The following is a 19,252-nucleotide window of genomic DNA, read 5'->3' as shown; positions in this document are numbered from 1 at the left end:
ACAACTAAAGGAACTGTGATAGGCAACCTAAGTGATGGCATGTATGCAATTAATGAAAATACCACTCAAAACCTTATCGTAGAACAATCTGACGGTAGCATTCAAGGTAATAAGAATGGTATTAACATGGCAAATAAAGGGAACGGTTCGACCCAAATTACGACATCGGGTGAAATAATTGGTAAAAATAACGATGGTATATATGCTTTTAATGATATCAATACGCAAAACATTACCGTCAATCAAGAACAAGGAAAAATAAACGGTAATTTAAACGGCATTAATATGGCCAATAGCGGAAAAGGCTCAACCACAATCAACACATCAGGCGAAGTGATTGGCAATCAAAATGACGGTTTATATTCAGCAAATCAATCCAATACCCAACATTTAACCATTAATCAATCCGCTGGAAGCATTAAAGGGAATAAAAATGGGATCAACATTGCAAATCATGGGAATGGATCGACCTCAATTTCAACCGCTGGCACAATAAAAGGTCAAAATAATGATGGTATGTACGCGTTAAACGGCGCGAAATCACATGATCTAACCGTTAAGCAATCATCTGGGGATATTTATGGTGAATTGAATGGTATCAATATGGCAAACAACGGGCTTGGTGACACTAACATTACTACTTTAGGATCAGTAACGGGTGCACAATACGATGGATTATATGCCGTTAACGATGTAAAAACCCAAAATATGAAGATAAATCATATAGGCGGTGACATTACAGGCAAAAAAAACGGTATCAATATTACCAACAAAGGGCAAGGTTCATCATATATAACATTAAGCGGAAATGTAACCGGTTCAACTTTTGATGCGATCGTTGCTTCAAATCATACAACTGCTCAAGATTTATCGGTCATACTCGATAATAATGCCACTATTCAAGGACAACTTAATGGTATCAATTTAGTCAATAAAGGTCATGGCTCAACCTCTATTAACATTAATGGAAGCGTCATAAGTCATTCTTTAGATGCATTAATTGTAGCAAATGACACAACAACCAAAGATTTAACCTTTTCGCTTCAAAATCATGCAAATATTCAGGGAAGTAAAAATGGTGTCAATCTGACTAACCAAGGACAGGGATCGACAACCATTACTGTTGAAGGGAACATTAAAGCAGGACACGGCGATGCGATCTCTGCCTCGAATAAAAATAATGCTCAACATCTCTATATTGATCAGAAGTCAACAAGTAGCATAACCAGCTCGGAGAATGGGATTAATGTGACTAATTTAGGTACCGGTTTTTCATCCGTTACCGTATCGGGGAAAGTCAATGGTGACAATGGATCAGGAATATTAGTGAAAAATGGCAACACATCGAGTGATCTCATCTTATCGCAAACAGCGGGTAGCATCATTGGACTAAATAGTGGGATTAATGTCACCAACAACGGGACAGGCTTTACCAGAATTGATATCGCTGGTACAGTAATTGGTAAGGGAGAAAACCAACTTAGCCGGCCTGGTGCGGGTATCTATTCATCAGGCAACGTAGGGACAAAAACCTATCTAAATCTCAATGCGGGGTCAGATGTTTCAGCCGTAATAGGCGCATCAATCAAAAATGAAATTAGTGATGCGATCATTACCCTAAATGATGGTTCAAAAGTCAGTGGACTAATTCAGCTTGGCACAGGTAATAATACGCTGACCATTCATAAAAATGCAAATGTGACCGATCTCACCATTATTGATGGTGGTAGTGATGTGACTCGTAATGCACAATCAACTTCAACCGATACACTCAATCTTTACCAAAATCTGACGGGATCATCAACAAGTACAGGACGTATTGGCGATGTTTCTGTTCTTAATTGGGAAAACATCAATGTGGGACAAGCGGTAACTTTTACATTAACCGGTGATTTAGATACACAAAACCTCAACCTAAACTCGGATGCGGTTTTAAAATTACAAAGATCATTAAATCAAGCAACGGTAAACGGTAATGTGAATAATGCAGGCACCATTACGCTTAGTAATGCAAATGCTGGGGAAAATTTAATCATCAACGGTGACTATGTCGGCAACAATGGTAAATTAATACTGGATACTGTTGTACAAGGCAGCGAAAGCGATACCGATAGATTAAATGTGAATGGTCATGTCACTGGAAAAACACAAATACAGATAAATAATGTCAATGGGATTGGGGCTGACACCACAAACACAAACGGCATTAAAATTGTGAATGTAACAGGAAGCAGCACTAATGATGCTTTCAATCTTCAAGGTGGACATTTAGAAGCCGGTGCCTACGAATATTATCTTTATAAAGGGGATCTGAATAAGCAAAACGAAAATTGGTATTTACGCTCCTATTTGAAGAAAGAATCTGAAGATCAAAATAAAGATAAAACCAATAATGATTCGACCAACAATCATCAATCGGGCAATGAAGAAAATAATAATGACTTAAACCATATTATTGGTTCAAATCATGAACAAGAAGATAAAACGAATATCAATAACCGACGCATAACCTATCGAAAACAAGTACCGCTCTATTCAGCTGTTGGTGAACAATTACGCCAAGCTGATATTATCATGCTCAGCAATCTACATCAGCGCATTGGTAATACACCAACCAACGAAGAGACAAACACGTGGGGTAGAATCATTGCTGCACGCAACGATATAAAACAAAATGGCGTATTGAATACTCACAGCAAAGGAAATCACACCGGTTTACAATTAGGTAGTGATATCTGGCAGACTAATCATTGGCGTTTTGGTGCTTATTGGGGTTATCTCTACGGTGATTTAAAAGTTAACGGGTTTGCCAGTGGTGTAAATGGACATGTTGGAAAAAATACCACGAACACGTATTTTATCGGTGCTTATGGTACATATACCCATGATGACGGAAGTTATGTCGATCTCGTCTTGCAAGCGGCTCGACATAAAGTCAATATCAAACCAAACAGTAAGGCCGACAGCAAACAAAAAGGTTATGGCGGCACCGCTTCAGTCGAATTTGGTAAACCTTTTACGTTATTTGATAGTGGTTGGAAGCTAGAACCTCAAGCACAAATTATACACCAATGGCTTGATCTGGATAAAAGCCATATAAAAGGTAACACAACAGTCAAACACAGTAACAATAATGCTTGGCTATTCCGTATTGGGGGTAGAGTCGAAAACGAAGTTGACCTTGACCTAGGCACTTTACGTCCTTATGCAAGAGCAAACCTATTCTATTCGCCGAACGGAGATGATCATACACATTTTGCTACACCGAGTTACACAACATCAATCAGAAGTGGAGCTTCACACACCAGTACCGAATTGGCTATTGGTGGAAGTTTTGACATTAATAATCAATTAACCGCCTATGGCGAATTGGGTCATACTTGGTCAAATGGTGGAAATGCCCGAGTAAAAGCTCCAATCAATGGTTCAATAGGCATCAAAGCTAACTGGTAAATAGCGTAATAAACACAGACTAAACCGATATTATGTGATCTTAACAAATATCGGTTTTTTTATATGAAAACAATCTCACAAATTTATGCTAGAAGAATTGACCTTAAAATTAACCACATTGATAAAAATAGTTAATACCATTTTTTACGTATCTAATAGATTGAATGATATTGATTGCAATAGACAAGACAGTTGGTCTATAATTTTTAGACCAATTGTCTAGTTACACGAAATCAGCCTGTTAACTGACTTGCTGATCGACCTATTGAGTAAATTAGCAAATCTTATACTACCAAACGTAATAAGGAATAACCATGTCATTCAAAGCGATAGTATTAGAAAAAAATGATACTCACGGTTTTACCTATTCAATAAAAGCCGTACCTCAACAACAATTACTTGCTCAACAAGGCGACACACTAATCCAAGTCCACTATTCAAGTATCAACTATAAAGATGCGTTAGCACTGACTAACAAAAGCCCGGTTGTAAGACAATGGCCAATGATACCGGGTATTGATGGCGTGGGTAGTGTCATTGAATGTGCAAATGGTCACTATCAAAAAGGGGATATTGTCATCTTAAATGGTTGGGGATGTGGTGAAACGCACTGGGGATGTTTAGGGCAATATGCCTATTTAAAATCAGAATGGTTAATTCCATTACCGAAAAATATGACTCCTTATCAATCCATGGTGCTTGGCACGGCGGGATATACAGCGGCATTATGTGTGAAACGCATTATTGATTTTGGCGTTAAACCAGAAGATGGCAAGATTTTAGTTACGGGAGCGACAGGCGGTGTAGGTTCAGTTGCTGTCGCGTTATTGAGTAAATTAGGTTATCAGGTTGCTGCCTCCACTAGCAAAGTGGCAGATGAAGATTATCTGCATAAACTTGGTACTGTCGAAATTATTGATGGTCAATCTTTGAAAGAGCCTAATCGACCGTTACAAAAAGAGTTATGGTCTGCAGCAATCGACGTGGTTGGCTCTTATACATTAGCCAATATTTGTGCACAAACTCAATATGGTGGTATTGTTGCTTGTTGTGGTCTTGCGCAAGGTATGGATTTCCCTGCAACGGTTGCACCGTTTATTTTACGAGGAGTGACATTAGCTGGTGTGGATAGTGTGATGGCTAGTTATGATAAACGAATAGCTGCTTGGCAATTAATAGCAGAAAACATGGATGAAAAGCTGTATTCTCATATCGCCCAGACTATTGCATTAAATGAATGCATTGAAGTGGCAAATAAGATGATCGCAAGTAAAATTAAAGGTCGCTTTGTGGTTGATGTAAATAAGTAAATCAATATGCAATAAAGTGGTGTCATTTTACACCACTTTATTAGTACCTAGATCTATTCAGATAAAAATTAACACAATTGATTGTGTAATAATTCTTGTATTTCCTATAATATCAGACTAAATTTACTTTTAGCTGTTTTGAAAGTAAAATTCGCAATGACTGTTTAGAATGATTAATTTTCTTTGAGTATTTTAAATAGGGGAATGTGATATGCCTTATCAAACACGAGATGACTTACCAGAATCTGTTCGACATGTTTTACCTGTCCATGCTCAAGATATTTTTAAAGAAGCATTCAATAGTGCCATAAAAGAGTATCAAGATCCTAAAAAACGACGAGACAATAGTTCACCAGAGCAAGTTGCTTTTCGTGTTGCTTGGTCAGCGGTTGAAAAGCTTTATCATAAAGATGAAAACGGCAAATGGGTTGCAAAATAGTAATTTTAACGATGTATACTTTTTTTTAACATTCTCATAATAGTGTATGATTGATGCTCAATAAAAACTAGTATAATCAAAGCCAACATATATGGTTGGCTTATTATTTTTTAAATGGAGACATTAAAATGTTTATTTTCTCTCTTACCTACCTGAAATCCATTAGTGAAGTAGAAAAATACTTACCGCAACATATCGATTATCTAGAACGTCATTATCAATCAGGGCATTTTAGTGCTTCTGGTCGCAAAGTTCCTCGTACTGGTGGGGTGATTCTTTGTCGTGCAGAAAGTAAAGAACAAGCACTAGCAATAATGCAAGAAGATCCGTTTTATATTTATCAAATTGCCGAGTACGACATAATTGAATTTGTACCAACTAAATATGCCAACGGATTTGAAGCATTTATTTAATACTTACCAATTGAATATTCAAGCTTAAATATTCAATTTAGTGATATCTTCAAAATTTCATAAATATGATAGGAATTTGCTCGACTAATTGATCGTCATAATCCGCACGCAGATTTAATCAATATCTAAAATTGCAAATTTTTATGAATCCTTTTGCCACTATTCATCCTCTATATAATCAAATAAATGTTATTTAAAAATCTTAGGAAATGATACTTTTAGCATAACAAAATTAAAAAATTCACAATAATTAAATTATATGAACCTAAAAAACGAAAAACTCATTCAAGCGGCTTGTATGGGCAATAAACAAGCTTTAGAACAACTACTTATCCTTTGCCAACCTGATATTAAAAGGTTTGCTAGGCGAACTTGTTCTTCAGCTGAAGATGTTGAAGATGCTGTGCAAATCGCTCTTTGGCTAATGTATAGAAAAATTGGCACATTGAAAACAATAGCGACTTTCGCCAGCTGGTTATTTCGAATTATTGAAAGGGAGTGTTATCGATTATTTAGAGCTAGACAATCAAGAAGTATTAATAGTGAATTTAATCTAGAAAACATCGCTATGCAAAATACAGATTTGAGTCTGCATATTGATTTAACCAATGCTATTGGTTCGTTACCATTCATCTATCGTCAAGTATTAATTTTGCGCGATATTGAAGAATATAGTGCACCCGAAGTTGCTGAAAAATTGGGTATCACTATTGAGGCAGTAAAAAGCAGATTGCATCGAGCAAGAATGATTACAAAAGAAAAGTTGGATTCAAAAACCTATCTAAATTATCTTTTAAGATAAGTTGATACTGTTCTAAATATGTCCTAATTATGTTTAGGACATTCCAGCAATGCATATCTATTTTCCTTATCAATACGGAAAATATTGGTTCGTAATTCGATTTTTTTCCTTTTATACTTAACTTGAATTCTTAATAATACAGGTGCTTGATTATGAATAATAAAGGTTTAGCAAAAGATTTTTTATGGGGAGGCGCTGTTGCTGCTCATCAATTAGAGGGTGCTTGGCAAGCTGGTGGTAAGGGTCCTAGTGTTGCCGATGTGATGACTGTTGGATCGCCTAAAAGTTATCGAAAAATTACCGAAGGAATCATTCCTGGTGAGTATTATCCTAATCACGAGGCTATCGACTTTTATCATCATTATAAAGATGATATTAAACTCTTCGCTGAAATGGGGTTTAAATGTTTTCGAACTTCGATTGCTTGGACTCGAATCTTCCCGAAAGGTGATGAGCTTGCACCAAATGAAGAAGGGTTGAAGTTTTATGATGATCTTTTCGATGAATGTTTAAAATATAATATTGAGCCGGTTGTTACCCTTTCGCACTTTGAATTACCTTATTATTTAGTTACCGAATATGGTGGCTTCCGTAATCGTAAATTAATTGATTTCTTTGTTCGCTTTGCTGAGGTCTGTTTTGATCGTTATAAAAATAAAGTGAAATATTGGATGACCTTTAATGAGATCAATAACCAAGCTAATTTTAATGAAGATTTTGCGCCTTTCACTAACTCAGGTATTTATTACAAAGCAGGTGATAACAGAGAAGAAATCATGTATCAAGCTGCACATTATGAATTAGTTGCAAGCGCAAAAGCGGTGCAAATAGGTCATGCTATCAATCCTGATTTTCAAATTGGTTGTATGATTGCCGTTGTGCCAATCTATCCGGAAACCTGTAAACCAGGTGATATCTTAATGGCTCAAAAAGTCATGGAGCGTAAGTATTTCTTTACTGATGTTCATGTTCATGGTCAATATCCTAATCATATTATCAAATACTGGCAACGCAAAGGCTTTAAATTAGACGTGACAAGCCAAGATCTCGAAGTATTAGAAAACGGTACAGTCGATTACATTGGTTTTAGTTATTACATGTCTAATGCGATTAGAAAAAAATCAGATAACTATGAATATAATGAAAAAACCGATTTAATTGGTAATCAATACGTTAAAAAATCTGATTGGGGTTGGCAGATCGATCCGGAAGGTTTGCGCTACACATTAAATTGGCTAACTGATATGTATCATTTACCGCTTTTCATTGTGGAAAATGGATTTGGTGCATATGATAAAGTTGAAGCTGATGGAAGTATTCATGATAGTTATCGTATTGAATATCTACGAGAACATATTAAACAAATGAAGTTAGCGGTTGAAGAAGATGGTGTAGATTTGATGGGATATACTCCATGGGGTTGTATTGATTTAGTGTCAGCTGGAACTGGTGAAATGGAAAAACGTTACGGCTTTATTTATGTTGATAAAGATAATAAAGGTAATGGAACCTTAAAACGTAGCCGTAAAGATTCATTTGCTTGGTATAAAAAAGTCATTGAGTCAAATGGTGAAACCTTATAACGATTTAAATTCATTAGGAGAAGTTATGAAAAAAGCGTTAATTATTTGTGCAGCGGGTATGTCATCATCGCTTATGGCCAAAAAGGTAACTGAATTTTTTGCTAGTAAAAATGTACCTATTGAACTTGATGCGGTATCTGCAACTGAAGGTAGTAATAAAATTAAAAATAGTGATTTTTCACTGTTTTTAATTAGTCCACAAACCATGATGATGTTTGATAAATTAAAAGCATTAGGTGATGAAGTGGGTAAACCTGTTGTGAGTATTCCTTTTCAGGCTTATATTCCAATTCAATCTGGTATTGAACAACTAGCTAAATTAGTTGAGGACAATATTAATTAAATTTAGGCAAATCTGAGTTCTACCGTTCTTGATGCGATTGTTTAGTTTAATAATCGCATCATAGAAGTAGCTTATATTTTAATGACTTGATCTTTTAGGATAATTCTCATTAATAGTTAAGGTATAGTAGATAATGATAAAACAAAAACAACGAGAACTTATTAGTTTATTAATTCGTTCTAAAAATGGATTTAAAAGTAGTCAAGAACTCGCGGAGGAATTATCGTTATCAGATCGTACTGTACGTACCTATCTTAAAGATTTAAAAACATTAATAGAACGCAATGGCGGTAATATTGTTAGTAAACAAGGCTATGGTTTTCAACTTGAAATATTAGATCGAACTGCATTTAATTTATTTTTGATTGAATATCATTTATTAGATAAAAATATTGAGAAATCCCAATGCCGGGAAGCAAGTGAACGAAAGCACTATATCCTTAATTTATTATTACTTGAAAGCCAAAAAATTGATGTTGAAGCATTATCTGAACAGCTATTTATTAGCTCATCCCAATTGAATAAAGATATTACGGAAATTAAGTCCCAATTACAACCTTATGAACTCACGCTTAAAAAAAGCCATTCTTTAATTTATGTTGATGGTGAAGAAAAAGCTAAACGTCATTTTATTATGAGTTACTTTTTTCATGAGGATTCAATCAATTTTTTACACCATTTATCCTATTTTAATCAAGCATGTGAAGCAATTAGCTTTGATACCTTAACTATCATTATTTTAGATGAGTGTCGTGAAGCGAATATCAAATTATCTGATGTAATGATTCAAAATATAGTCCTACATTTGTCATTAAGTATTAAACGTTTGCAGTCGGGGCTTACAATCCAAAATCTTGATTTACTTGTTTCAGCTGATTCAGCTATTGAATATCAAGTTGCTAATCGAATCATCGCTCGTATTGAATCGATAATTGGTTTTCATTTTCCTAAAGAAGAGCAAATGTACCTTACGCTACATTTGATGAGTAAATCAAATTTAATCCAAGACGATCTTGATGAAGAACTTGGCGCTTTATTAACTAATTTACTTTTAAAAATTGAACAAGAAACAGGCTATCCTTTTTGGCATGATGAACAGTTGAAAAATGGGTTAATTCAGCATTTAAAACCAATGCTTGTGCGTTTAGCACAGAATATAAAATTAGAAAATCCTCTAATAGATGAAATTAAAAGCCAATATGGTGAAGTTTTTGGGTTAGTTAAACGTTATTTCAATCAATTGCCAAATTTAAATAAATATAATGTTATTGATGATGAGTGGGGGTATTTAGCACTTCATTTTCTGGCATCACTGGAAAAATTAAAAAATGAACAGAAAGCTAAAGTATTAATTATCTGCGCAACGGGGCTTGGTAGTGCCCAATTACTTAAAAATCGAGTAGAAAGTGAATTTGATGAGCGAGTAAAAATTATAGCAACACGTGGTTATTATGAAATAGAACAAGAGATGTTAAATGATATCGATTTTATTATTTCTTCTGTCGATTTATCATCCAAAGTATTTAAAGTACCAGTATTTCATGTTTCTGTATTTTTTTGTGAGGAAGATGTTCAAGCAATTCGCCGATATCTTTCTCATAGACAAACCCCCAATTCATTACCCAAAAATTTTTTACCAATTGATGATAAAAAACAGAATCATTCAAAATATATAGCTCAAGTATTTGATGAAATTGCTGCTGATTTTTTTTACTTGTGTCCCAATAAACCATCTAAACAAGCCGTGTTGGATCATTTGCTTGATTTATTATCTATCAATGAATCAAAGAACTTTAAGCAAGAGATGAAAAAACAGATGGAAAAAAGGATGGCGTTAGGTGAAATAATCTTTAGTCCAACCATAGTGGTTCCTCATCCAGCTATTCCAGTAGGTAAGATAGCCAAAATAGCGATTGCTGTTATTCCTCAAGGTGTGAGTTGGGATATAAATTATCAAGATGTTAAGTTTATTTTTATGATTTCTCCATCAATATACCAAAATTCCAACTTAGCTATGATGACCAAAGCGATTGTCAATTTAATTGATGATTTAGCTATGCAAGATGCAATGTTAAAAATTACCGATTTTAATCAATTCAAATCTTACTTTATCCAATTAATTGAAAAAGGAGCGTAGCAATGACTGACATAATGAGCTCGGAGGATATTCAAATTACTGCTTTCAATATTATTTTGCATAGTGGTAATGCCAAAACCAAAATTCACCTTGCATTTAAAGCGATGAGAGAGGCTAATTTCGAACAAGCAACGCAGTTACTTGAAGAAGCCAATCATGAGATTTTAGAAGCACATAAATCTCAAACTGAATTGCTTCAATCTTATGCAAGTGGCACTAAAATTGAGATGGAAATCATTATGGTTCATGCTCAAGATCATTTGATGACGACGATGACATTGAGAGAAATTGCTATTGAGATGTCCCATCTATATCAACAAACATATAAGTTATCAAATCAATAAAGAGGTTTGAGATGAATACACCACTAGAAAGCCAACTTAAATTACATAAAAAAGTTAGTTTGACTAACCTCTATTTTAATCGCTTTTTAGCGGTTCGTTATGCTACAGCATTTTTTTTGTTTATAAATCTCTATTGGGCAGTTTTTTTGATGGGAAGTTTATCTATAGCTATCGTGCTACCTATTATGCTCATAATACTTGCTACGCTAACCAGTTTTGAGCAAATTAAACTTTATCGAAATCATAAAAACCATCTACGCTATGCAAGTTTATTTTATCAAATAATGTTGATATCTATCATTGCGTTAATTGTTTCGATATTCACTCCATTATTTCACTTTTTCTTTCCATTCTTAAAAAATTCACAAGAGGCCATAAACATACTATTGGGAATAATGTTAACAAGTTTAGTTTTTACAATTCTTATATTAATAAAATTGAAAAAAATCGAACGTAATGAGGATAAACATTTTAAAAGAATTCAAGCTTATCAAGAAATCATTAATTAAATGAGGAAAACAAAATGAATACCGGATTTGTGTTGCTACAAAAATATCTAATGACTCCGATGGCTAAAATATCGCAGTTTAAGATTGTAAGGGCAGTAATGGCAGCGGGGATGGCATCAGTTCCTTTTTGTATCGTTGGGTCGATGTTTTTAGTATTTAATACATTACCAATGACATTTACTGGATTAGAAACTCTTTTCCAAAATACCATTTTCAAAGTAAGCGATCTTTATATGATTGCGAACACAGCGACAATGGGAATATTGGCGCTTTATTTTAACATTGTAGTTGGTTATGAATTAACCAAAATTGAGGAAGAAGAAACCGGTTTAAAAGTGAATGCGCTTAATGGTGCTATGTTATCAGTATTTGCTTTTGTTATGACTTTACCGGAATTAGTTCTACAAAATGGTTCTATGGTATTGCTTAGTGACCAAAGTGAAGTCTTTAATGGATTACGATTACAACCATTTGTTTTCCGATTAGGTACTTCGGGTATTTTTATTGCAATAGTAATGGCTATTGTGGCAACTCAACTTTATTTCCTCTGTGTACGTCGTAATTGGGTGGTTAAAATGCCTGAAACCGTTCCATTAGGTGTATCACGTTCATTTACTGCATTAATTCCAACCTTTGTTATTGCTTTTACAGTTATTATTTTAAACGGTATTTTAATTTTCTTTGGTACTGATATTTTCGATATTATTGGTGTTCCATTTACCTTTGTAACTAATTTGACTAAAAGCTGGCTTGGTATTATGGTCATTTTATTTTTAATTCATGCGCTTTGGGTTGTAGGTATTCATGGTGCAAGTATCATTGGTGCTTTTATAACACCAATAATGCTGGCTAATATGAATGAAAACGTTGGTGGTGCTCATATTCCATTTGCGGGAGAGTTTAACAATTCTTTGGTTATTTTAGGTGGTTCAGGTTCTACACTTCTTATGACATTCTTTATTGCTTTTTGTGCTAAGTCAAGTCAATTGAAAATTTTAGGTCGAGCCTCAGCAGTTCCTGCAATCTTTAATATCAATGAGCCAATTATTTTTGGTATGCCGATAGTTTATAACCCATATCTTGCCATACCATTTTTATTAGCGCCAATGGCTTGTGGTACTTTAGGTTATTTTGCTATAAGTAGTGGTTTTATGAATCCTATTATTGCGCTAGTGCCGTGGCCATCACCAATGGGATTAGGGGCATTTATTGGTACCGGTGGTGATTATCGTGCTATGTTTGTTGCGATACTTTCAGCAATATTAGCTTTGGTGATTTATTTGCCGTTTGTCAAAATGTACGACAATAAACTTTATAAAGAAGAACAAGTAAAATCAGAAACAGAAGTTCAAACTGAAGAATAAGTCACAAAATCGTTTAATGAATTATTCTTGTTAAGGTAGTAATAGATAGAAAAAATAAATTGATATAATAAAAAACCCGTTATAGTAAACGGGTTTTTTTATTGCTATTATCTGATGATTATTCAGGAATAATCTCAACAATAATTTTAGCAAAAGCTTCGCTATGTACTTGGAATAACACTTCGTGTTCACCAGTAGTACGTAATACACCATTTGGCAGGCGAACTTCGCTTTTTGATACTTGAATACCACGAGCTTTAACTGCATCAGCGATATCACGAGTACCAATTGAACCGAATAGACGACCTTCATCACCCGCTTTAGAAGTAATAGTTACTTTACCTAATGCATTGATTTCAGATACGCGCTCTTCTGCGGCTTTTAACGTTTCTGCTAGTTTTGCTTCTAATTCAGCACGACGCGCTTCAAAGAATTCAATATTCTTTTTAGTCGCAGGTACTGCTTTACCTTGTGGAATTAAAAAGTTACGAGCATAACCCGCTTTAACATTAACTTGATCACCTAAGCTGCCTAAATTAGCAACTTTATCGAGTAGAATAATTTGCATTATATGTTCCCTCTGTTGCTAATTACTGATGGTTGTCAGTGTATGGTAATAATGCCAAGTAACGAGCGCGTTTGATAGCGCGAGCTAATTGACGTTGATATTTTGCGCTAGTACCAGTGATACGGCTTGGTACAATTTTACCACTTTCTGTGATATAGCTTTTTAATAAAGAAACATCTTTATAATCAATTTCTTTAACGCCTTCTGCTGTAAAACGGCAGAATTTGCGACGACGGAAATAACGTGCCATTTGGCTATTCTCCTAATAGTTTAATTTGGTCAGCATGTAAAACTAATTGACTGGTTTTATCTCGTTTAGTATGTGTGCTGATAAAGCCACTTACTAATACTTTGCTGCCTTTTTTAATACTGTAACTTAACTCTTGTTGTCCACTGACAATAACTGGCATTGTGCACCATGCTTGTCTTGGGAATCCTGCTTCGATTTGTTCAGAAACGTGTTCTAAATAAAACTGGCAGTGTAAAATCCCACTGGGACTCATTTTTTTTATCGGGGTTTTGGTAACCAAACCCGACAAAACTAAACGATTATTCTTCTGAATCATCGTCCATGTTTACATCGCTATAATCTTCTTCTGAACTACGACGTTCATCTTTAGCTTTTAGCATAGGTGATGTTTCAGTTACAGCGTGTTTTGTGCGCATAATTAAACTGCGAATTACTGCATCATTGAAACGGAAGTTATCTTCAAGTTCATTGACTGCTTCTTGAGTAGCTTCTACATTCATTAACACATAGTGTGCTTTATGCAGTTTTTCGATAGGATAGGCTAATTGGCGACGACCCCAATCTTCTAAACGATGGATTTTTCCACCATCAGTGGTTAATGTACCAGTATAACGTTCAATCATACCAGGTACTTGTTCACTTTGATCTGGGTGAACCATAAATACAATTTCGTAATGACGCATTATCGCTCCCTACGGATTAATCAGCTTTCTGTCGGGGCAACCGCAACCCATTGAAAGCAAGGAACATGAAAATTGAGCGGTTGAAATCGACGGCGCATTATATATCAAATTAATCTCTTTAACAAATGAATAAGTTATAAAAATACGATTTGGCTATTTACGAGCAAAATATAGTCTTAATCATCAAAAAAACGGCTACTAGCTCCCTCAAAAACCCCGTTCCTCAACTTTTTTTATCAAAATATGAAGCGTAAATATAAAAATGTAACGATATCTATACATTTTTGTCATTAAAGTATGCTATTCTTAACAGAACAAAAATTTAAGATTAATAGCTATTTTTCTAGGGAGTGTTTATATGGCTGAAGAAACCATTTTTAGTAAAATTATTCGCCGTGAAATTCCTTCTGATATTGTCTTTCAAGATGATAAGGTTACTGCGTTTCGAGATATTTCTCCTCAAGCTCCTACACATATCTTAATTATTCCCAATAAATTAATTCCAACCATAAATCATATAGAAGCGTCTGATGAAGCTTTGCTTGGTCATATGGTGGTAGTGGCAGCTAAAATTGCCAAGCAGGAAGGTATTGATGAAAGTGGTTACCGTTTAATTATGAATTGTAATAAGGATGCGGGACAAGAAGTCTTTCATATTCATATGCATTTATTAGGCGGTAAAAATTTAGGGCGATTAATAGGTTAACTTATATGAAACAGTTTAAACGTACCGCAGTAATTAGTATGCTGGCTTTAAGCTTGGCTGGTTGTCAACTTTTAGGCTCTAATCAAAAAACTGAAGTTAAAGCCCCAATTGAAACACCGAGTGATCCAGGTGTAGTAGATACGCCTCCACAGATTGCAAAGACAATTGATTGGAATACAATTTTATCACCACTTGTAAATAAAATAATGCAATCTTCATCCTCAATTGAAGGCAATAAAGTTTTGTTGATTAGTGATATTCAAAATCGCAGTGGTGATTATTTAGCAACAAATCAGGTTGATGAAATGTTACATAGCTTAATGAATAAACAAAATCTTTTTACTGTCGCTGATAGGCAATCTATCAACCGAGCCAAACAAGCATTAGGTATTTCGGCTGATGATAAACTTGTATCACGAAGCAAAATGATAGGTTTAGCAAAATCAATGAATGCTGGATATGTGCTTTTTACTACACTTTATAAATCTCCATCAGAAAATGATAATGCAAATCTTTCTATGGAATTACTTTCAACGCAAACTGGTGAAATTTTACAACGGGTAACATCAAAAGATGTGCCATCGAATAATGTTCAAGGGGCTGCGGAGTAATGGGGCCTTTATTGATTGATGTGCAAGGAACATCGTTAACTAATGATGATGTAAAGCTTCTACAAAATCCGTTGGTTGCAGGTATCATCTTATTTAGTCGTAATTACGAAGATCCAGAACAATTAACTGAACTGATTAAACAGATTCGTGCTACCACATCTGAGCGTTTATTAATTTCGGTCGATCATGAGGGGGGGCGAGTTCAACGCTTTAAAAAAGGTTTTACCCATATTCCTCCTGCTCAATCATTCGCATTGCTTAATGATATCGAACAGGCTAAATCATTGGCCTTCGATGCTGGCTGGTTGTTGGCTATAGAATTGATTGCCTACGATATCGATCTTAGTTATGCGCCGGTATTAGATTTAGGCCATGAGTGTTTAGCAATAGGTAGTCGATCCTTTCATTCAGATATCAATATTGCTTATCAAATTGCATCATCTATGATTGATGGTATGCATTGTGCAGGGATGAAAACAACGGGTAAACATTTTCCAGGTCATGGTCATGTGATTGCTGATTCTCATAAAGAAACACCAATAGATCATCGCTCTAAAGCACTTATTGAAAATGATATGCAGATCTTTGCAAAATTGATCGCAGAAAAGAAACTTGATGCCATTATGCCTGCTCACGTCATTTATCCTGAATTTAATGATAAACCAGCCAGCGGATCAGCATTTTGGCTTAAAACTGTATTACGTGAACAATTACATTTTAATGGCATTATATTTTCGGATGATTTATCAATGGAAGGTGCAGCGATTTTAGGTAATCATGCTCAACGAGCAGAAGCTGCACTTAATGCTGGTTGTGATTTATTATTGGCATGTAATAACCGCAATGGCACATTAGCTATTTTAGATGCGTTGACTAATTTAAATAAAAAACAATCATTACTAACTGATAAAGCGAAACAGTTATTGACGACAACTAAAATCAATTGTGTTGACTTAATTAATAGCCATGAGTGGCAAGTTCGTCATAACAATTTAATGAAGTTAAATGAAAAGTGGGAAAATTATAATGCAAGCAGCCATCATTGAAATCGATAATAATTCAAAACTGTTGGCTTATAATAATGTAGCAAAAGCGCTATTTTCTGTTAATTTATTGAATTTAAATCAAAAATTTGATTATCAAAATGTATTTAATTTGGATGCAGCATTCAATTTAACTCAGCATGATGATGCTATTATTGTTTTAAATTCGCAGTATTTTTTATTGCAAAAAGTCCGTGAATCATTCAAAATTACTTTTGTTTTACAACCGGTTGAATATTTAAAAAGACGACTATCAAAAATCAATGTTGTTGGCAGTCATGCTTTTGATATTTTTGCCGTTCAAAGTCAAGCTATGCAAAAGTTGATTGCTCAAGCTAAAGCATTTTCGGTGCAACGAGAACCATTATTAATCACTGGTGAAACTGGGACTGGTAAAGATTTATTAGCTAGCGCATGTCACCAATATAGTCCTAGGGGTGATAAAGCTTTTTTAGGTTTAAATTGTGCAGCAATGCCCGATGATGTTGTTGAAAGTGAACTTTATGGACATGCAGCAGGCGCTTATCCCGGAGCAGTTGAAAGTAAAAAAGGTTTTTTTGAGCAAGCAAATGGTGGTTCTGTATTACTTGATGGCATTGATGAGATGTCATTCCAAATGCAAACCAAATTATTACGTTTTATTAATGATGGATATTTTCGAAGAGTAGGTGACGATAACGAAGTTTACGTTGATGTTAGAATCATCTGTGCGACTAAAGTTGATTTAGCTGAGTTAGTGGAACAAGGAAAGTTTAGGAAAGATCTTTATTATCGCTTGAATGTATTGTCTTTAAATTTACCTTCACTAAAAGAGCGCAAGGATGACATAGAACCACTTACTCATATTTTCATTGATGAATTTGCTAATAAGCAAGGTATTACACCGCCAAAAGTGAGTCAGGATGTTATTCCTTACTTAACGCAATACTCTTGGCCAGGTAATGTAAGACAGCTTAAAAATGTACTTTATTCCGCATTATCTCAATTGACATCATCACAATTAACAGTAAAAGATATTGTTCTACCTACGATAACTTCGACCCAAGTTTCTTGGATCAATGATATCGAAAATAAAACACTTGATGAAATGACCAAACAATTCGAAAAAAAGATTTTGTTACAGTTGTATTATAACTATCCGAGTTCGCGCAAACTCGCGAAACGTTTAGGCGTTTCACACACATCAATAGCCAATAAGTTACGGAATTATGGCATTAATCGAATAGATGATTAATTTATAAAAATAATAAAAGAATAAAATAATAAAATAATAAAATAATAATGATTGATTTGTTTTAAAAGATGAAATTGCTGAAACATTTATTATGGAAAATTGACGAGATAATAAAGAATGATTAATTCCTTCAAACAACTTAATCGATATAGAAATTTTTTAATTAAAAAAATTAAGAATAATTTCAAAACAAATCAACTTAATAAACGAAAGTTGAAAAATACTGTATTTGATGCGGATAATTATCACTCAATATTAATTGTCATGTGCGATTTTGGTATCGGTGATGCAATTGTTGCTTCTTTTCTTATTAATGAGTTAAGACGGAATAATTATCAAGTGAATGTTGTTGTGGATGAACGGTTAAACTTCTTATTTAATGGTTTCATTGAAGTCGACAACGCCTACTTTTTTAATAAAAAAAAGATAAAAAAATTTTGTAAAACCGAAAAGAATATCAAGATAGATCTTGCTATTGATCTTTATGATGAAGGTGATAATAGTCTTAGAAGGGTTGAACTTATCTCATCTTTTAACCCTACGCATACCATAGGGTTTAATCAATATAAATTCTTACAATATGATACTTCAATTGACTTTAACGAGGTGAACGCTCATATCACTAAACGAAGCTGTATGATTCTAGATCTTCTGAAAATTAGTTATAATTGTGTTCAATATCATCTTAATATTTATCATGATGAATTATTAACAGCCAAAAAGTTTATTGATGAAGTGTGTAATGGATCGGATAAATTTATTATTGTTTTTAATCCGTTTGGATCGTCTGAAGCGAAAAGTTTTTCGCATGAACAAATAACAATAATTAATGCTTTTTTATCACAACAAAAAAATTGTACTACCATTATTGTCGGAGAACAGAAGCAAATTTGTGGTATTGATGAATTACCGAATATTCATCTTAATAGAAATCCATCTTTTATTGTGGCATCAGCTCTTGTTTCGCTATGTCATTTAGTCATCAGTGTAGATACATCAATTGTACATGTTGCATCAACTTATAACAAACCAATGATCGCTGTTTATAATAATCGTTATAATGCCGGTTTTAATCTAAATAAAGTTTGGGCTCCTATTGGAACAAATGTTAATCTTCTGTTTACTCAGGATAATAAAATTACAAAAGCAGGCGATCCGATAAGTGAATTAGATATTCTAATGGTTATAAAACGGATAAAAGAAACATTAGATCATTTAAGACTCTCAATATAATTTTTTGTATAACATATATTACACAATATCAATAATTGTACAATTTTAGATCATGTTGGTTAACATTATTAAATAAATTAATTAATTTTATAAAAATAAATCTTAAAGACTATTCTTTACGACCTTTAATTCCCATTTTAGTGACGAATAGTATAAACTTAGCGCCATCCAATATTTAGTTTGATAATATTAGTTAGTTTCTTATAAAATAATGTTGAACAGTTATC

At 34.1% G+C, this 19,252-nt stretch carries 19 protein-coding genes and 1 pseudogene; 16 read left to right on the top strand and 4 right to left on the bottom strand.

Annotation, left to right across the window (positions count from 1 at the left end; genetic code table 11):
- The 11 genes from J3U16_RS08130 to celB all read left to right on the top strand — a co-directional run.
- The coding region (locus tag J3U16_RS08130; protein WP_267342845.1) for an autotransporter outer membrane beta-barrel domain-containing protein at positions 1-3,453 on the top strand (3,453 nt) is incomplete at its 5' end.
- A 314-nt stretch (positions 3,454-3,767) separates the two neighbouring features.
- On the top strand, positions 3,768-4,763 hold the full coding sequence (locus J3U16_RS08125; protein WP_267330174.1) for an MDR family oxidoreductase: 996 nt from the start codon (positions 3,768-3,770) through the stop codon (positions 4,761-4,763).
- A gap of 211 nt (positions 4,764-4,974) precedes the next feature.
- On the top strand, positions 4,975-5,202 hold the full coding sequence (locus J3U16_RS08120; RefSeq protein ID WP_267330175.1) for a ChaB family protein: 228 nt from the start codon (positions 4,975-4,977) through the stop codon (positions 5,200-5,202).
- Between the two features lie 128 nt (positions 5,203-5,330).
- The gene (locus J3U16_RS08115; protein WP_267342844.1) at positions 5,331-5,615 is read left to right on the top strand and encodes a YciI family protein; all 285 of its coding nucleotides are present in this window, start codon (positions 5,331-5,333) and stop codon (positions 5,613-5,615) included.
- A 259-nt stretch (positions 5,616-5,874) separates the two neighbouring features.
- Positions 5,875-6,417 carry an RNA polymerase sigma factor gene (locus tag J3U16_RS08110; protein ID WP_267337482.1) on the top strand — a complete coding sequence of 181 codons (543 nt, stop codon included), beginning with the start codon at positions 5,875-5,877 and terminating at the stop codon, positions 6,415-6,417.
- Between the two features lie 152 nt (positions 6,418-6,569).
- Positions 6,570-8,000, top strand: coding sequence for a 6-phospho-beta-glucosidase (locus J3U16_RS08105; protein ID WP_267330177.1), 1,431 nt, complete (start codon positions 6,570-6,572; stop codon positions 7,998-8,000).
- A 25-nt stretch (positions 8,001-8,025) separates the two neighbouring features.
- The gene (locus tag J3U16_RS08100; protein WP_065563107.1) at positions 8,026-8,343 is read left to right on the top strand and encodes a PTS cellobiose transporter subunit IIB; all 318 of its coding nucleotides are present in this window, start codon (positions 8,026-8,028) and stop codon (positions 8,341-8,343) included.
- A gap of 133 nt (positions 8,344-8,476) precedes the next feature.
- Positions 8,477-10,480: a BglG family transcription antiterminator gene (locus tag J3U16_RS08095; protein ID WP_267342843.1), complete on the top strand. Its 2,004-nt coding sequence runs from the start codon at positions 8,477-8,479 to the stop codon at positions 10,478-10,480.
- A 2-nt stretch (positions 10,481-10,482) separates the two neighbouring features.
- Complete coding sequence (locus tag J3U16_RS08090; protein WP_065563080.1) at positions 10,483-10,824, top strand: PTS cellobiose transporter subunit IIA; 342 nt, start codon at positions 10,483-10,485, stop codon at positions 10,822-10,824.
- An 11-nt stretch (positions 10,825-10,835) separates the two neighbouring features.
- Positions 10,836-11,333, top strand: coding sequence for a hypothetical protein (locus J3U16_RS08085; RefSeq protein WP_065563079.1), 498 nt, complete (start codon positions 10,836-10,838; stop codon positions 11,331-11,333).
- A 14-nt stretch (positions 11,334-11,347) separates the two neighbouring features.
- Complete coding sequence (gene celB / locus J3U16_RS08080; RefSeq protein WP_267337484.1) at positions 11,348-12,697, top strand: PTS cellobiose transporter subunit IIC; 1,350 nt, start codon at positions 11,348-11,350, stop codon at positions 12,695-12,697.
- Between the two features lie 118 nt (positions 12,698-12,815).
- Here celB and rplI read toward each other — a convergent pair whose 3' ends face one another.
- Genes rplI through rpsF form a run of 4 tightly spaced genes read right to left on the bottom strand, consistent with a single transcriptional unit; the run spans position 12,816 to position 14,198 of the window.
- On the bottom strand, positions 12,816-13,265 hold the full coding sequence (gene rplI / locus J3U16_RS08075) for a 50S ribosomal protein L9 (RefSeq protein ID WP_065563077.1): 450 nt from the start codon (positions 13,263-13,265) through the stop codon (positions 12,816-12,818).
- Positions 13,266-13,287: 22 nt separating this feature from the next.
- A complete protein-coding gene (gene rpsR, locus J3U16_RS08070) occupies positions 13,288-13,515 on the bottom strand; it encodes a 30S ribosomal protein S18 (RefSeq protein WP_025314965.1) in 228 nt (75 codons plus the stop codon).
- Positions 13,516-13,519: 4 nt separating this feature from the next.
- Positions 13,520-13,831, bottom strand: a complete 312-nt coding sequence (priB, locus tag J3U16_RS08065; protein ID WP_065563076.1) for a primosomal replication protein N — start codon at positions 13,829-13,831, stop codon at positions 13,520-13,522.
- Positions 13,815-14,198, bottom strand: a complete 384-nt coding sequence (gene rpsF, locus J3U16_RS08060) for a 30S ribosomal protein S6 (protein ID WP_034882519.1) — start codon at positions 14,196-14,198, stop codon at positions 13,815-13,817. The genes priB and rpsF overlap by 17 nt, the downstream gene beginning before the upstream one ends.
- 358 nt (positions 14,199-14,556) lie before the next feature.
- Here rpsF and hinT point away from each other — a divergent pair, with 358 nt between their 5' ends.
- From hinT to J3U16_RS08035, 5 genes and pseudogenes are all read left to right on the top strand, one after another.
- Positions 14,557-14,904 carry a purine nucleoside phosphoramidase gene (hinT, locus tag J3U16_RS08055; RefSeq protein ID WP_267330180.1) on the top strand — a complete coding sequence of 116 codons (348 nt, stop codon included), beginning with the start codon at positions 14,557-14,559 and terminating at the stop codon, positions 14,902-14,904.
- Positions 14,905-14,909: 5 nt separating this feature from the next.
- Complete coding sequence (locus J3U16_RS08050; RefSeq protein WP_267330181.1) at positions 14,910-15,515, top strand: penicillin-binding protein activator LpoB; 606 nt, start codon at positions 14,910-14,912, stop codon at positions 15,513-15,515.
- Positions 15,515-16,561, top strand: a complete 1,047-nt coding sequence (gene nagZ, locus J3U16_RS08045) for a beta-N-acetylhexosaminidase (protein WP_267330182.1) — start codon at positions 15,515-15,517, stop codon at positions 16,559-16,561. The genes J3U16_RS08050 and nagZ overlap by 1 nt, the downstream gene beginning before the upstream one ends.
- Positions 16,562-16,868: 307 nt before the next feature.
- Positions 16,869-17,792: pseudogene (locus J3U16_RS08040) on the top strand (sigma 54-interacting transcriptional regulator); the annotation flags it as partial.
- Between the two features lie 213 nt (positions 17,793-18,005).
- Positions 18,006-19,025 (top strand): glycosyltransferase family 9 protein, encoded by a 1,020-nt coding sequence (locus J3U16_RS08035; protein WP_267330184.1) that lies wholly within the window; start codon positions 18,006-18,008, stop codon positions 19,023-19,025.
- Positions 19,026-19,252: the final 227 nt, after the last annotated feature.

Source organism: Gilliamella sp. B3023 (assembly GCF_026536845.1).
In the GTDB taxonomy this organism is placed as follows: Bacteria; Pseudomonadota; Gammaproteobacteria; order Enterobacterales; family Orbaceae; genus Gilliamella; species Gilliamella apicola_E.
The sequence above is the reverse complement of the archived record's forward strand: the minus strand, read 5'-3'. Positions and strand labels throughout refer to the sequence as shown.

Excerpts from the sequence above, each read along its gene's own strand:
- J3U16_RS08125 (WP_267330174.1), top strand. The coding sequence starts at position 3,768 with ATGTCATTCAAAGCGATAGTATTAGAAAAAAATGATACTCACGGTTTT.
- J3U16_RS08120 (WP_267330175.1), top strand. The coding sequence starts at position 4,975 with ATGCCTTATCAAACACGAGATGACTTACCAGAATCTGTTCGACATGTT.
- J3U16_RS08115 (WP_267342844.1), top strand. The coding sequence starts at position 5,331 with ATGTTTATTTTCTCTCTTACCTACCTGAAATCCATTAGTGAAGTAGAA.
- J3U16_RS08110 (WP_267337482.1), top strand. The coding sequence starts at position 5,875 with ATGAACCTAAAAAACGAAAAACTCATTCAAGCGGCTTGTATGGGCAAT.
- J3U16_RS08105 (WP_267330177.1), top strand. The coding sequence starts at position 6,570 with ATGAATAATAAAGGTTTAGCAAAAGATTTTTTATGGGGAGGCGCTGTT.
- J3U16_RS08100 (WP_065563107.1), top strand. The coding sequence starts at position 8,026 with ATGAAAAAAGCGTTAATTATTTGTGCAGCGGGTATGTCATCATCGCTT.
- J3U16_RS08095 (WP_267342843.1), top strand. The coding sequence starts at position 8,477 with ATGATAAAACAAAAACAACGAGAACTTATTAGTTTATTAATTCGTTCT.
- J3U16_RS08090 (WP_065563080.1), top strand. The coding sequence starts at position 10,483 with ATGACTGACATAATGAGCTCGGAGGATATTCAAATTACTGCTTTCAAT.
- J3U16_RS08085 (WP_065563079.1), top strand. The coding sequence starts at position 10,836 with ATGAATACACCACTAGAAAGCCAACTTAAATTACATAAAAAAGTTAGT.
- celB (WP_267337484.1), top strand. The coding sequence starts at position 11,348 with ATGAATACCGGATTTGTGTTGCTACAAAAATATCTAATGACTCCGATG.
- rplI (WP_065563077.1), bottom strand. The coding sequence starts at position 13,265 with ATGCAAATTATTCTACTCGATAAAGTTGCTAATTTAGGCAGCTTAGGT.
- rpsR (WP_025314965.1), bottom strand. The coding sequence starts at position 13,515 with ATGGCACGTTATTTCCGTCGTCGCAAATTCTGCCGTTTTACAGCAGAA.
- priB (WP_065563076.1), bottom strand. The coding sequence starts at position 13,831 with ATGATTCAGAAGAATAATCGTTTAGTTTTGTCGGGTTTGGTTACCAAA.
- rpsF (WP_034882519.1), bottom strand. The coding sequence starts at position 14,198 with ATGCGTCATTACGAAATTGTATTTATGGTTCACCCAGATCAAAGTGAA.
- hinT (WP_267330180.1), top strand. The coding sequence starts at position 14,557 with ATGGCTGAAGAAACCATTTTTAGTAAAATTATTCGCCGTGAAATTCCT.
- J3U16_RS08050 (WP_267330181.1), top strand. The coding sequence starts at position 14,910 with ATGAAACAGTTTAAACGTACCGCAGTAATTAGTATGCTGGCTTTAAGC.
- nagZ (WP_267330182.1), top strand. The coding sequence starts at position 15,515 with ATGGGGCCTTTATTGATTGATGTGCAAGGAACATCGTTAACTAATGAT.